Source organism: Pseudomonas sp. 05T35 (assembly GCF_056396605.1).
The window spans coordinates 1-14,319 of record NZ_JBFTLU010000230.1 but is presented as its reverse complement, the minus strand read 5'-3'; the positions used below and the strand labels follow the sequence as shown (position 1 = coordinate 14,319).

At 58.9% G+C, this 14,319-nt stretch carries 12 protein-coding genes and 1 pseudogene; 8 read left to right on the top strand and 5 right to left on the bottom strand.

What is annotated here, in order from left to right; genetic code table 11:
* On the top strand, window positions 1-315 hold a 315-nt coding region (locus tag AC1DH9_RS17910), incomplete at its 5' end, for an MMPL family transporter (protein ID WP_477808519.1).
* 79 nt (window positions 316-394) lie between these two features.
* Here the strand turns inward: AC1DH9_RS17910 and AC1DH9_RS17905 are convergent.
* A complete protein-coding gene (locus AC1DH9_RS17905) occupies window positions 395-976 on the bottom strand; it encodes a hypothetical protein (RefSeq protein ID WP_477808518.1) in 582 nt (193 codons plus the stop codon).
* 218 nt (window positions 977-1,194) lie between these two features.
* A complete protein-coding gene (locus AC1DH9_RS17900; protein WP_477808517.1) occupies window positions 1,195-4,872 on the bottom strand; it encodes a dermonecrotic toxin domain-containing protein in 3,678 nt (1,225 codons plus the stop codon).
* Window positions 4,873-4,991: 119 nt separating this feature from the next.
* Here AC1DH9_RS17900 and AC1DH9_RS17895 point away from each other — a divergent pair, with 119 nt between their 5' ends.
* The 6 genes from AC1DH9_RS17895 (at window position 4,992) to AC1DH9_RS17870 (ending at window position 7,698) form a co-directional block, all read left to right on the top strand.
* Window positions 4,992-5,282 (top strand): DUF5629 family protein, encoded by a 291-nt coding sequence (locus tag AC1DH9_RS17895; RefSeq protein ID WP_427537518.1) that lies wholly within the window; start codon window positions 4,992-4,994, stop codon window positions 5,280-5,282.
* Window positions 5,269-6,444, top strand: coding sequence for a lactonase family protein (locus tag AC1DH9_RS17890; protein ID WP_427537515.1), 1,176 nt, complete (start codon window positions 5,269-5,271; stop codon window positions 6,442-6,444). Before AC1DH9_RS17895 ends, AC1DH9_RS17890 begins: the two co-directional genes overlap by 14 nt.
* 158 nt (window positions 6,445-6,602) lie before the next feature.
* Window positions 6,603-6,782: a hypothetical protein gene (locus AC1DH9_RS17885; protein WP_427537512.1), complete on the top strand. Its 180-nt coding sequence runs from the start codon at window positions 6,603-6,605 to the stop codon at window positions 6,780-6,782.
* 211 nt (window positions 6,783-6,993) lie between these two features.
* Window positions 6,994-7,119, top strand: a complete 126-nt coding sequence (locus AC1DH9_RS17880) for a hypothetical protein (protein ID WP_427537509.1) — start codon at window positions 6,994-6,996, stop codon at window positions 7,117-7,119.
* A 115-nt stretch (window positions 7,120-7,234) separates the two neighbouring features.
* On the top strand, window positions 7,235-7,444 hold the full coding sequence (locus AC1DH9_RS17875) for a hypothetical protein (RefSeq protein ID WP_427537506.1): 210 nt from the start codon (window positions 7,235-7,237) through the stop codon (window positions 7,442-7,444).
* Complete coding sequence (locus AC1DH9_RS17870) at window positions 7,441-7,698, top strand: hypothetical protein (RefSeq protein ID WP_427537503.1); 258 nt, start codon at window positions 7,441-7,443, stop codon at window positions 7,696-7,698. The genes AC1DH9_RS17875 and AC1DH9_RS17870 overlap by 4 nt, the downstream gene beginning before the upstream one ends.
* 95 nt (window positions 7,699-7,793) lie before the next feature.
* Here the strand turns inward: AC1DH9_RS17870 and AC1DH9_RS17865 are convergent, their stop codons facing one another.
* From AC1DH9_RS17865 to AC1DH9_RS17855, 3 genes and pseudogenes are all read right to left on the bottom strand, one after another.
* Window positions 7,794-8,342 (bottom strand): glutathione S-transferase, encoded by a 549-nt coding sequence (locus AC1DH9_RS17865; protein ID WP_477808516.1) that lies wholly within the window; start codon window positions 8,340-8,342, stop codon window positions 7,794-7,796.
* A gap of 55 nt (window positions 8,343-8,397) precedes the next feature.
* Window positions 8,398-11,883, bottom strand: a pseudogene (locus AC1DH9_RS17860) (AAA family ATPase); the annotation flags it as partial.
* Complete coding sequence (locus AC1DH9_RS17855; protein WP_427537494.1) at window positions 11,880-13,124, bottom strand: exonuclease SbcCD subunit D C-terminal domain-containing protein; 1,245 nt, start codon at window positions 13,122-13,124, stop codon at window positions 11,880-11,882. The gene AC1DH9_RS17855 and the pseudogene AC1DH9_RS17860, both read right to left, overlap by 4 nt.
* A gap of 243 nt (window positions 13,125-13,367) precedes the next feature.
* Here AC1DH9_RS17855 and AC1DH9_RS17850 point away from each other — a divergent pair, with 243 nt between their 5' ends.
* A complete protein-coding gene (locus tag AC1DH9_RS17850) occupies window positions 13,368-14,270 on the top strand; it encodes a lytic polysaccharide monooxygenase auxiliary activity family 9 protein (protein WP_477808515.1) in 903 nt (300 codons plus the stop codon).
* Window positions 14,271-14,319: the final 49 nt, after the last annotated feature.

Genomic DNA, 14,319 nt, shown 5'->3' with positions numbered 1-14,319 from the left:
GTGGACTACGGCATCTACATTTACAGCCGCCTCGAAAGCTTCCTGCGTGCCGGCTTGCCGCTGCAAGAGGCGTACTACCAAACGCTCAAGTCCACGGGTAAAGCGGTGCTGTTCACCGGTCTGTGCCTGGCCATCGGCGTCTGCACCTGGATCTTCTCGGCGATCAAGTTCCAGGCCGACATGGGCCTGATGCTGACCTTCATGCTGCTCTGGAACATGTTTGGTGCGCTGTGGCTGTTGCCGGCGCTGGCACGTTTCCTGATCAAACCTTCAAGCCTCGCCGGGCAGAAGGGTAACTCACTGTTCGCTCACTGATTCCGGGTGGGAGCAGAAAAGCCGCAACCTCAGGTTGCGGCTTTTTTTATTCGCATGTCGCTTGCGGCTTTAGCGTGATTCAACGCGGTTCAAGTGGCAAGAAATCGCTGTCGGCCAGTGCCTTGCTGATGAAGCCGCGATGAATGTCGATTTTCTGTTTCGGGTCCTTAGCCTTGGCCAGTGCCGATTCGTACGTTTCGAAACGCTGCTCTTTGGTTTTCAGATGTGCCTGGGTGTAGTCGGTCTTGGCATCAGTGAAATTGGCATAGTGAAAGTGCCCATACCACCAGGCTTGACTATCACGGTGCAGCAGGACGTACTCCTGCATGAAGTCCCTGCGTCCGGTTTTCAGCTGAACCCGGTTGCCGCTGACATGCACGTATATTTCGTTACGTCGCAACAAATATTCCACGCCTTCGCTGGTAGGCGCCTGGGCCAAGGTCATGCGGGTACGCAGTTCCGTTGCCTTGTTGTCGAGGGCTCGCGCCTTGTCTCGTAGCTCGCTGACAAGCGCTGCATCCTGTTCCCGGTTTGACGGGGCGTTTTCATGGCGTTCCAGGTTATCGGCATACCCAACCAGTTTTTGCGCTTCGCGTTGCAGTTGCTCTTCGATTTCCTTGGGCGAGCTTGCACGTTGCGCGTAACCATCGATCTTTTTCACCTGTTTATCGACATTGACCATTGCCTTGCGGGCATCGCCTTTGAGCTGCGGGTAGGGGCGCGAGGAARCTTTGGGGGCGGGTGGTCTGACATCGACGATTTCTACCCAGACATTCGGCTCATGTTCGTGGAAAGACGCCAGAGGCTCGTCTTCAAGAGGGCCGTTGATGTCGACAATGTCCCCGCCCTGGTTGGAAATTCGCGGGCGTATATCGCCGATCAGTGTGCCTTTTGCGGTCTTGATGACCTTCTTGCGGCTGGTCGATGGGGAGGGAGATGGTTCCTCGGGTTGCGGCAGGTTTTGAAGTTCCTCGGCCAGACGGCGCTCGGCATCGACGCGCAGTTGTTCGATGATTTCCCGCAGACGATTGAAGGCTGGCGACTGTAAATCATCGCTATTGAAGATGCCGATACTCTCGAGGCCGTCCTGCGCTTTGTTGTAGTGATCAACCAGGTTGTCCAGCACTTCAATGCGGTCGCCGCGTTCATAGACGTGCAAGCCTTGCAGTTCGGCATGGGATCGGGACAACAGCAGTACAGGATCAACGACACTCTCCAGCGCTGCCGAGGTTTCAGTTCCCAGCGCCTTGACGCTGAGGATACGCAGGATAACATCACCACCAGGCCCTCGGCATTCAGCGCTTCATAGAGCTGCCTGACGCCGCCGCTTAAATCTGCGTAGTTTCGGCTGTTTGCGGCGCGATCCAGATCTGCAATAACCACCTGTTTGCGAGCATTGTTGATGATGTTTTCCAATAAGTTGCACAGTAGCTGATTGTCGGGATCAGTCTTTTTCAGGGTGCTTATCTCTTTGATCTCGGCAATCTGCGTGACGTAGCTTTCGCTCTGCCTGTCGAGCTCAATGGCGAACCGTTGCCTGAATGTCGCGCGCTCTGTCTCGGTACTGGCGGGGTGGTTTCTTTTCAGCTGCATCAGGTTTTCCGCGATATCGACACGCTTTTGCACTCGCTCCTGTTGCTCGAAGAACTCCCGGCGATTGAGCTCCAGCAGGTCGATGCGCTGTTGGTCCTGTTCGCGCTTGGCGGCGATTCGGCTCTTGGGTCCACCCCCGAGCAGTTTCAGCCCCTGGTCCAGCGTCCATTTGCCATCGCCATTGGATCTGAGCTTGATCCCCGGATGATCCGGGTGCTCGGGATGCACCAGATAAACCTCACCGAATCCGGGCGCGATACTGACGCGAAACAGCAGGCCGGCGAGGGTGGCATGCCATAGGCCCCTGATCCGGTACAAACCCTTGAAAGGACCGGTTGCAATGGGCTCTGGTAGAGATTCCGGCCATGGAACCTTGACTTCGAGCAGCTTGTTGAACAGCCGGGCCGAGGCGGAGTCGCGAGCGGTCGACAGGTTGAAGTCCAGCAGGGTATCGCCGCTGCCCGGTGGCTCGGAAGGCAATCCAGGCGTTTCCTGGGTAATGGCTGTCTCGGTGTTGAGTGAGGATTGCCGCAGTGGGCGGCGCAGTGGGTCGAGGGCTACCGGAAGCTCTTTACCCATTCTGTCTGACAACGGCGTATCAACGGCACCGTGTTCACGGGCTACATGCAAAAGCACCAGGCCAATGTTCAACAGTACGTCGATCCAGGCCTGGTTCCGGGCGTTGGCATCCTCACTGTCCAGGGCCGGAAGATCGTTGATCAGGCTGTGGGAGATTTGCAGCATCCAGCCCACCAGCATGGCCGGGCCGCGTAACAGGGGCAGAATCAGGTTGTTGAATACCAGCCAGCCGCCCTCCAGGATGATCGACCAACGACTTTCGGCATTGGACACCGATTGCCGGTCGGCCAGATCGACCAGTGCACGGCCATTGCTGGCGAACAGGCTGGCTAGCAACCGACCGTTTTCCATTGCCGAGAGCCAATCGTTGGCGGCCTCGTCGCCCACCAGAATCGCCGGCTTCGGCTTTTCAGGGCGTATGAACTCATCGCCTGGATGAAAATGAACAATGTGCGGCTCGTTGAAACCGTTGTTGTCATAGACCGGTCGTGCTCGATCGGACAGCCAGGTCAGCACGCTGGTTTGCAACGGACCGGACTGCGCAATGGCGCTCAGCAAGTCTTGACGGCTGGGGTATTCATGCAAGGCCGGTGAGTACAACGGCCGATAGAGAATATGCGGGCCATCGGCATTCAGGTCTTTGGGCTCAATGATGAACATGTTGCTCACCACGTCGCAGTCGGCCCCGGCTTTGCGTTGAAAAGCCAAAGGTCTGATGACGATCGCCTGGTCATCGACGAATCGCTCGGCAGCCAGTGGGTTCATCACTGCGTCGACATACCGGTATCCCCGGCGGGTGAAGCCGTGCTCAGCCTTGATTGAATGCTCAAGGGCCAGCATCGGCAAATGGATGCTCAGCTCCAGGCCGAACAGGCGCGCGCGCTCCTTAGCCTCGGCGCTCTCTGCGAACAACAGGTTTTCGATCAGCTCGGGATAGTGTTTACCCACGTCGACCCGGCTCACCAGATCCAGCAAGTAGGCCTCGGTGGTCCAGTCCTGGATCAATTGATCCGCTGTGTGGCGAATGCTCATCCGGCCTTTGGGTTTACCTGCCAGGTTTTTGATCGCCAACTCGGTCAGGGACATTTTGACCGGTTCGATGTAGCCGCTGCCAAGGTCACCGACCGGGACATGAAAGGTCAGTTCCAGCTCATCGGCATTGTATGCCGGGGCTTGGGGTTGATCCTTCAGCATCTGTGTGTGCAACGCCTTTTTGGCGAAAGTGTGAATGTCATCGATGTCGTCCCGGAACGAGCGCCCCTGGGTTTGCTGCTTGACGCTGGCCATCATCAGCACGTGCTTGCGGTAGGCCATGCGCTCAGCGGTTGCAGCCGTTTGCAGCCACTCGGGAATCGTTGCCTGTACCGGTTGAAGGTGCATCGAACGGGCTGGGTGACCGTTGAACAGCGTGGCGACATCGGTGATCGAATCAACGCGTTTTTCAAGGTCGTCCAGGCTTTGGTCGGCCGGTAGTTGCAGTGAAGCCAGGTCCTCCAGTTGCTGGTTCAAGAGCAAGGCGGCCTGGGTGTCAAAAATGTTCCCGTCGGGCTCAAAGCGTTTCCACGTGATGGTGTCGGTCATGAAGTCCTGTTCAAACCGAGCCCCCCAGGCCAGACCAAAAGCATCCAGGGAAGGGAAGGACTCGATGCTCCCGGTCACGCTGCACAACAACAGGGTCTCACCGCATTCCACGAGTATGTCGGGGCTCTGCAGGCTGACTGCCGACTGACCTTTACTCAGGGTCGTTTGAAGGGTGTAGGCATGGATAACGCCTTTGGACCAGGGCCTTTGAAGGCGTTGCTGTTGGTCAGGATGATCGGCCAGTTCCGTGAGGATGTCGGCTTGCACTGCGTTACTCACCGACAGACGTGTGGCGGACGTCTTCAGGACTCCGGCAAACAGATCTCCCAGCCATTGCCAGCGGCTGGACCCGGTGTCGACGCTCTCGTTCCAATAGCTCGTCAGTGACTCCTGAAAAGCAATGAATAGAATCGTCGGTAATTCACGGATGACGTCTGCAATCACCTGCATGTCGGGCACGCGGGAGGTGCTTTTGCCGACGGTCAACCGGGCAGGGGCCTTGTTGGTCAGAAAACAATCGCGACCGTATTGCTCGCTCAATACAGGAGGTATGTCGCTGGCCAGATACTCCAGCACAACATCCAGAAGCAGTGTGAGACGCCATGCGCCATCCGGGATCGGTTGTGCGACCTTGGTCCGGTCAGGGTCAAAATCAAGTTGAGGGTATTTTTCCAGCAAACCGTCCTTGAGCAAGCGGGAGGTTACCGAGCGCAACGTCGGCCGGGTGCTGAACCGGGCGTTGATCGCGCGCGCAATGATGTGGGTATAGCCCGCCGTAACGGGCGGCGATGCAGGTCTCGACATGATGCAATCCTTTGCATGGAGTTGAGTCTGCAACATACGACGAGGCCGGGTGATGTGTGCGGTAGCCGGCTACCACATTGAGCTATGATGGCGTCTTTCCCATTCAAAGATTGACGACCATGACTGCCGTAACACTTCTCAACGCCCTCGAACACTGCGCGATGGTCGAAATCGACGGCTTGCACGCCTTCGAATTCGCTCTCGACGATAACGACAATCTGCACATCGAATGCATGGACGGCCGAGCGGCCAAACATTGGGAATTCACCCCGGCTCAGGTTGAGGCCGCGACCTTCGATCAAGGCCTGCAGAGCTGGCTGATCACCGGTGATTCCGGCGAGCACCGACTGGTGTGCATGGAAGCGTTCGGTGGTGATGACGAAGGGGACGACGAGCATGAAGATGCGTAATGTCTGGCCACTGTTGATGGCCGGCAGTTTCGGCGCGATGGGGGTGCAGGCCGCCCCCGCTGACCTCCATGAGCTGCTGATCGGCACCTACACCCAAGGCCAGAGCCAGGGGATCTACCGACTCAAATTCGACAGCCAGAGCGGTCACCTCGACGCGACGCCGTTGCAGGTGGTCAAGAGTGCCAACCCGTCGTGGCTGACCTTGTCCAGCGATCAGCGTCGACTGTTTGTGGTCAACGAGAATGGTCCGGGTCAAACCGACCCGGTAGGGCGCGTCAGCAGCTTCGCTGTCGAGCCGAACACCCACGCGCTGAGCCTGATCAGTCAGGTGCAGAGCCTGGGCAACGAGCCGACCCATTCCAGCCTGAGCGCTGACGGCAAGTACCTGTTTGTCAGTAATTACTCGGTGGCCGAAGACCCGGGTGGCAGCCTGGCGGCATTGCCGGTGAGTGCCGATGGCAAGCTGGCGCCACCGGTGCAACTGAGCAGCCATCAGCCGAGCCGGGTCAATCCCGAGCGGCAGATGTCGGCGCATGTGCATTCGACGGTGTCCTCGCCGGACGGTCAGTACGTGTTTGCCAATGACCTGGGCGCCGACAAGATCTTTGTCTATCGCTATGACCCCAAGGCCAATCCGGAACGGCCGCTGACCGCTGCCACGCCGGCTTCGGTTCAGTTGCCACCCGGCAGCGGGCCGCGGCATTTGCTGTTCAGTGGAGACGGCAAGCACGCGTACCTGACTCTGGAAATGAGCGCGCAAGTCGCCGTCTTCGATTATCAGGCGGGCAAGTTGACCCAGCGGCAGATGGTCGACCTGGCAGCCGGCAAACCCCCGGCGCAGAGAGCCTCCGCTGCGTTGCATGCCTCGTCGGATGGCAAGTTCCTCTACGTCAGTAACCGTGGCACCACGAACGAGTTGCTGGTGTTCGCCATCGATCCGGCCAGTGGCGAGCTCAAGGAGCTTCAGCGCCGTTCGGTGGAGGGTGATCACCCGCGTGAGTTCAGCCTCGACCCAAGCGGCAAGTTCATGCTGGTCGCCAACCAGAAGAGCAATCAGATCGTCATCATCGCGCGTGATGTGAAGACCGGTCTGCTGGGCAAAACCGTGCAAAAACTGCCGTTCGACTCACCCAGCGATATCAAGTTCTTCCTGCGTCAATAAGCCGCAGGCCCCGTACGCCGGGGCCTGCGCGGTTCTATTAATCCGAGTGATATCCGCTACTGCTGCAAAAGATTTCAAGAGCGCCAACCCTCGGGCGTAAGTTTGCTTCACGGCCTACACAGGCAAGCAAGCCAACTGAATCTACGAGGGTTACCGCCATGAACTTCAATCTCTTCTCCGTGATTGCCGCATCCGCCATCTCCGCCAGCGTTGCTCTGCCAGCCAGTGCCAGCGTCGAGATCAGCTCGAAAAAATCCGGCACCCACAGCTACACCCAGAAATACCTGCAACAAAGCGCCAACTTCTACGCCGCGCTGGATCACAAGATCCAACACTGAGATTCAAGCCCTGCCGACCTTATGCAGGAGCGAAGTCACTTGATCCGATCGGCGATCCCTTCGCTGGAAAGACCCGAGTGATGTCGCTCCTGCATAAAGCATTTGCGACTCCGCACCCCATTCAGCACAAATACCGCGTGTAATATCACATGGCCATGTGTTTAAATTTGACGCTAATTTATTGACTCAATCTTTCCCAAGGATCGATGACATGGCGATGCGTCTGGCTGTGGTGCTGCTGTTTCTCTATTCCACCCCGATTCTCTCGGCTGCCCGCCCGGTTGACGGCGAGCCTGAAGCCGCGCACGAGCGTTTGATGAGCGTGTTGCAGGACTGAACGTCGTCGGATTTTCGATCAATTAAACTGATAGCTACTATGCATAAAGGTCGCTATTCATAGCAGGCTATTTGATTGATCCTGTGGGCACTGAAACATGCCCACGGAGAATCCCATGGCCAGCGCAATCCTTTCTTCTGCCAAACACGGCGCGTATGTAGCCATTGGTTTATACGTGGCGATGGTTCTGGTGGTCAGCCTCTCGGCCCAGTCGCAGCGCGTCATGCAAGCGCCGATTCAGGTCGCTTATCCCGCCATCCAGTTTGAGCACGCGCAGCACGCCGGCGCTGAGCATTCCGACGTCGCGGGAGTGGTTGGGGTATGAAAGGGCACAAACTGATGGTCGTGGCCTTCCTGGCATTCCTGACCAATGGATCTTCACTGCTCGGCATCGGCCAAGGCTCGGCGGGCTCTCTGGCACGGGCCATCGAGTGCAATCACAACATCGCCCACAACATCCAGACCGCCAAGGCGCTGGGATTGTTGGCGGGTAATCCGCCAGCCAAACCCAAAGCAGTGGTTCTGGGGCCGTTTGAGGTTGATTGCTCGGCGCTCAAAATGTGCAATGCGTTGACGTAAGTGAATGTGGGAGCGAGCCTGCTCGCGATAGCGGTATGACAGTCGATATCAATGTTGAATGTCAGTCAGTCATCGCGAGCAAGCCCGCTCCCACACTAGGTCTTTGCCATGACTGCAGTAAAAAGATCCGACTCCAGAATCCCCTGTAACCAGGCCTGAAGATGCCGATACGGCGTCTGCGCAAACCACTCGCGGTCGACATGCGCGAACTGGCGTATGAACGGTGTCAGGGCGATATCCGCCAGGCTCAGATGATCGGCCACCAGATAAGCTCGCTGTTGCAGCAACTCATCCAGTTTGCGCAAAAACACTTCGCCTTCTGCGCGGTAATGCTCCATGGGGTGTTCCGGGTAGCGTTCAGCGTATTTGTAGCGATTGAGGTGCAGCTTGAACGTCTGATCGTTTGCTTCGATCAGCGCAGCGCCCAGTTGCTGCGCCGCAGGATCGTCCTTGAGCAACCAATCCTGCGGGTCGTTCTGTTCCAGCGCCCACTGCATGATCTCCAGGCTTTGCTCGATCACCCGACCGTCAAGGCTCAGCACCGGCACGGTGCCCTTGCTCGACAGCGCGAGCATCTGCGGCGGCTTGGCTTTCAGGCTGACCTCGACAATGTCCACCGCCACTGCGCTGTAACGCAGCGCCATGCGTGCGCGCATGGCGTAGGGGCAACGGCGGAAGGAGTAGAGCGTCGGCGTGCTCCTCCGGATCGAGGCTGCCGAAGCCTTCATCGATGAACAGCGATTCGATTTTCAGCGTACTCGAGGCCATCGAGGCCAGGCCCAGCGCCAGTGCCAGCGACACCAGGAAGGTTTCGCCGCCCGACAGCGAGTGCACCGAGCGCAGTTCGTCGCCCATCTCCGTGTCCATCACCAGCAAGCCGAGCATGCTGCCACCACGCTTGAGCCGGTAGCGGCGCACCAGTTGGCGCAACTGGGCGTTGGCGTGATGCACCAGCAAATCGAGGTTGTAGGCCTGGGCGATCTTGCGGAAAGTGTCTCCGGTGGCCGAGCCGATCAAGGCATTCAGCCGTGCCCAGCGCTGCCACTCGCTGTAGGCCTCGCTAATGCGTTGTGCCAGCGCCTGATTGGCGTCCTGACGGCGTTGATCTTCGGCTTGTTGCGCACGCAGTTCGGCGCAGAGCTGTTCGCTGATCCCGAACTGGTTTTGCAGCTCGCCGAGGGCGGTGGCCAGTTGTTCGGCATCAAGGTTGCCATTGTGCTGCGCCTGATGGCTGTGCAGGCGCTGTTCGCGTTCATGCACTAGCACCTTGGCTTGCTCGATGGCTTTTTCGCCGAGTTGAAGCTGTTGGCGCAACTGCGTGACCTGCTCGTCGCTGAACGCCAGTAACTGCTCCAGACCGCCATCGTCCAGTTCAGGATGAAGGGCACGCCATTCGGCGATCCTGCCGCTCAGCTCATGACTTTCGGCTTCCAGCGCGTGCTGGCGTTGTTGCTCCGCCCGGAGCTCGGCGGCCAGTTGAATCTGCTGGCTGCGGACTTCCTGCAAGTGCTGATTGGCCAGCGCTTCGGCCTGTCGAGCCTGTTCGACGGCCTGATCCAGTTGCTGTTGCCACTGCTCGGCGCTCGGCTGCTCGCCCAGCAGTTCGGCGAGTTTCTGTTGGGCGGCGTGTTGCTGCTCGGCGAGTGCGCTGAATTGCAGCTGTGCGGCTTGCAATTGCTGCACGCGTGTCAGCTGCCGGTCCTGTTCTTTCTCGAGGGCTTGCTGACGCTGTTGTTGTTCGCTGAGCTCTTCGCGTTGCAGTTCCAGCTGTTCCAGCCGCTGGGCGACCTGCTGATCGAGTTGCATGAAGGTCGCAGCGGGCTCGTTGCGCAAACCGTCAAGGATCGCCGCCGGGAGCAGGGCGCTGAATGCTGCCAGTTCTTCTTCAAGGCGCTGGCTGTCGTTGCTCAACTCGCGCTGCTGGATCGTCAGTTGCTGGGCAGCCTGCTGGCTGGCCTGGTCGGCGGCTTGCAGCTGTTGCTGAAGACGTGCGGCGTCTTGCTGCAAGGTGAGCAGGGCGCTTTGTCGTTGTTCGTCCTGGGCAATGCTCTGATTCAACTGAGCGCTTTGCTGATTCAGCCAGGCGTCGCGTTTGCCGGTTTCCTGGGTCAGCAACTGGGCGGCCAGTGGGTGCGCTTCAAGGCTCGGTGTCAGGCTCTGCTGCTGGGTTGCCAGCAGTTCCTGTTGTTGCAGCAGTTCTTTTTGCTGGGCAATCAGCCCGCCGACCTCGGTGCGCAGGTCCGCGAGTTTTTCCTTGAGCCGGTCAACGGCTTTTTGTGCGTTGGCCTGTTCGCTTTCATCGTGCCGGCCGAGGCTTTGCAGCAACGCTTCTGGCTGATGATAAGGATGCTCGACGCTGCCGCAGACCGGGCACGGTTGATCGTCCTGCAACTGCCCGCGCAACTCTTCGACACTGGCACTGCGCGCCAGGCGCTGACGCTCCAGCAGTTCCCGGGTGACTGTCAGGGTTTGCTCGGCGACAGTCAGTTCGGCTTTGGCCTGGACACCTTCGCGGGTCAGGCGTTCGCGTTCTGTCTGGACGGTTTGCAGGCGCTGCTGCAGGTCCTGCGTGCGCGTGTCCAGCTCCTGCTGACGAGCCCACAATCGCGCGAGATCTTCGATGGCGCGCTGCTGCTTGCGGTTGTCTTGCAGCAGGCTGCCGAGGATCTGAATCTGTTCGGCAACGGCCGCAGGTTCAGCGCCGGCTTCGCTGTAGAGCAGCTCCAGGCTTTGTCGCTGAGTGTTTAGTTGGGTTGCGGTGTCGGCCGCCCGTTGCTCCAGTTCGAGCAGTTCAGCCTGGCCCTTTTTCAGGCGATTGCCCACCAGCATCAGTTGCTGCAAACGCTCGCGATAGGCGTTCCAGGCGTCACTGACGGGAGCCAGTTGGAGGCTCTGTTCCAGCTGCGTCGCAATCGTTGCAAGGCGTTCGGCAACCCGTTGTTGCTGTTCGAGCATTTGCGCGATGGCTTGCTGGCCTTCGGAGCTGGCCAGTTCGGCGTTGTGCTTGAGTTCGGCTGAGGCGTTGATGGCCTGAGTCAGGCGCGCGAGGTTGCTCTGTTCTTCGAAGGCCTGACGCAGCAGCGGGGCGTTGTTGCTGTGCTGGCTTTGGGCCTGGATCAGCGCGGCTTTTGCGGATTCCAGGCTGGTTTCGAGTTGCACCTGACGGATTTGCAGCTCGCTTTGCTGTTGAGCGTGTTGCTGAATCAGCGCGGCCAATGGGCTCAGTTGCGCGCTCAGCTCGGTTTGCCGGGCAAACTGATGCCGCTGCGGCGCCAGTTGTTCCAGGCGCGCCAGGTTCAGCCGTTCGCCCGCCTGGGCGTCCCACGACTGTTGAGCCTGTTGCAGTTGTTCAGCAGCGGCCTGTTGCTGGTCCTGCAACTGCTGCAGTTCTTTGAGCCAGGTGTTTTGCAGCTCAAGCTGCTTGAGCTGTGCTTGCTGGTTTTTGAGTTGTTGCTGGGCGTCGTTGAAGCGCTGATCGAGTTCGGCACGGGCCTCGGGCTCAAGCGGCGTGACGCCAGTGGCCTGGTCTTGCAGCAACTTGTGGGCTTCGCGGGTTTCCTTGCTTTTGTCGAAAGCGCGTTTGCCCAGGCGCGTGTAGAGCGCGGTGTCGGTGAGTTTTTCCAGCAGTTCGCTACGGTCGTTGTCATCGGCCTTGAGAAACGCGCTGAACTCGCTTTGAGCGAGCATCACCGCGCGGGTGAACTGTTCGAAGTTCAGGCCCAGCACGGCTTCCAGTTGAGTCTTGTATTCGCCTTTCTGGCTGGCCAGCAGTTGATCGGTGTCGAGATCACGCAGGCTTTGACGGCTGGCTTGCAGCTTGCCGTTGGCTTTTTCGCGGGCGCGATTGGCTTCCCAGCGCGCGCGGTAGCGACGGCCGTCGATGCCGACAAAGTCGACCTCGGYATAGCCGTCACCGGTGCCACGGCGCAGCAGGGTGCGCGGGTCGCCCGTGGCGATCTCGCCGTCTGCATCCGGTACCTTGGCGTCGCGTCCGGTGTTGTTGAGGCGCGGCACTGCGCCAAACAGCGCCAGGCACAGGGCATCGAGCAAGGTGCTTTTACCGGCACCGGTCGGCCCGGTAATCGCAAACAGACCGGAACTGGCCAGGGGTTCGGCAGTGAAGTCGATTTCAAAGGGGCCCGCCAGCGAGGCGAGGTTTTTCAGGCGGATCGCGAGGATTTTCATGGCTGTTCGCTCTCCTGCTGAACGTCTTGCAGCAGCACCGCAAAGTCCTTGAGTGTTTGTTCGTCGACCGCGCTGCCGTAGTTATCGAGCCAGGCACGGCTGAATAATTCTTGTGGCGTGAGCTGGTCCAGTTCGACCAACTGACCCGTGTCATCCGCGCCGTCTCGACTGCCATTGCCTGCGTATTCGGCAGCGATTCGCACCAGCCGCACGGCTTTGCCTTGCAGCGCGGTTTCGATCTGTTGGCGCAAGTCCGGCTGCGGTTCATCGAGGCGTACGCGGACCTCAAGCCATGGTTGGCGCTGGAGATCGGCCAACAGGTCGATATTCGGCAAATCCGCGAGCTGCGTCAGGATTTCACTGAGCGGAGCAGGGCCCAGGCGTTGCAGGTTGACCGCACGGGGGATCAACCGGGGTTCGACGCTGAGCAGCGTCTCGCCGTCGAGCGTGATGTCGAGAATCTGATGCTGATAGCCGATTTCGGAAAACGACAACGGAATCGGCGAGCCGCTGTAGCGAATGCGCTCCTCGCCGTTGACCTTCTGCGGCTTGTGCAAATGGCCAAGGGCAACGTAGCCGATACTCGGGCCGAACAGGCTGGCGGGCAGGGCTTCGGCGTTGCCGATGATCAGGCTGCGCTCGGAGTCCTCGGACACTGATCCACCGGCCATGTGCGCATGGCTGATGGCGATCAATGCCTGACCGGGTTGACGCTTGGCATTGGCGGCTTCGATCAGCCATTCATGCACCTGGCCAATGCCGCGCAGGTAGTTGTCGCCCAGGTGGGCACCGGTGACTTCGGCGGGCCGCAGAAACGGCAGCGCCAGGCACCAACCGGCGATTTCACCCGAGGCATCGGGCAGCGGAATCAGCAAGCGTTCGGCGTCCAGTTGCCCGTCATCGAGCCACAACACCCGGCCCAGCGCGTGAGTGCGCAACCGGCGCATCAGCGGCGCGGGCAATTCGATCCGCGAACCGGAGTCATGATTGCCGGCGATCATCACGATGGTCAGCGATGGCTGCTGCTCATGCGCGCTGACGATGAAGTCGTAGAGACGTTCCTGGGCTTTGACCGGTGGATTGACCGTATCGAAGATGTCGCCGGCGATCAGCAGCACATCAGGCTTTTCCAGCGCCAGCTGACGCAGCAGCCAGTCGAGGAAACAGCCGTGTTCAAAGTCGCGCTCCTGGCCATGCAGGTTTTGCCCAAGGTGCCAGTCGGAGGTGTGGAACAGACGCAAGGCAAACTCCGTAGGAAATAAGGTGATGGCCGCGGGAAAAATGATGGCGGCTAAAGGGGAGGGAGTTTACTGGCAAATGCTTTGGGTTGCTGAGGGGCTTCTTGCAGATCGCGGAGGTTAATAACCGACCAATGACGCGCTGACCTATTACTTCTAACAGTATTCGTGGCGGAGGGCGGAGCGTTTAATGGTGGCGGAGGGTATGGATCCCTTGCAGTGATTAAACAAATGTGGAGAAACACTATGTCACAGCGTAGCTCGAACACGATCAGTCGAAGCAATACACCGCGTCACGGTCATGTCTTTTCTCCCGCCTCACGGGCCTATTTTGCCTGGCAGGAAGGGAAACTGGATGAGGGCGCGCTGAATCAGCGGGAGTCCGGAAAGCATTTCCCGCAGACCGCTGGCGGCTTGAAGGATCCTTTGGCTCTGGACGATGTGCTTAGTGCCACGCCACCTCTGGATGGAATGATTGCCAGTGCGGGGCAGCTGACCGGTGCGTTTCTTGATCAGCCCGGTGACCACTGGCAAAAGCACGAAGTGTGTAGTGGCGAATTATTACCTGTCTCATGGAACTTTACTGCAAATCACCCCGCAAGACGCTGGGAGTATTTCATAACCGAAGAAGATTGGGATTTCAGCAGGCCCCTGGCGCGCTATCAGTTCGGCGCAAAGCCGTTTTATACGGTGCAAAACAGTTGGCAACCATTCTGGAAATATCCAGATGAATTGATGCCACCTTCCCCTACCGAACATGAAGTCCCGCTACCCAAGCGTGAGGGCTACCACGTGTTACTGGCTATTTATGTCGTTGCCGATACGGGGATGGCTTTCTATCAGGTAATTGATCTGCTCTTTGAGACGTCCGACGGAGGCGAACGTCCCGACACACCGACCGGGCTGACGGCCAGTGACGTTACTGACAAGCAAGTGGTGCTGACGTGGGACAAGGCAGTCACCCCCATTGCCAAGTACCGTATTACACGAAACGGGATCAGCATTGTCGATATTGACGCAACGCAACAGACCTGGACCGATAACAGCGTGGCGGCCGGAACCCGATACAGCTATTTTATTTCCGCAATCAATAATGAGGGCAAGGTTTCTGCGCCGAGTCGGGCCATCGACGTGCATACGTTGACATAAGATGGAGCACCCACTGCCCCAGTGAATCTGCACAGCATGGGCCAGACTC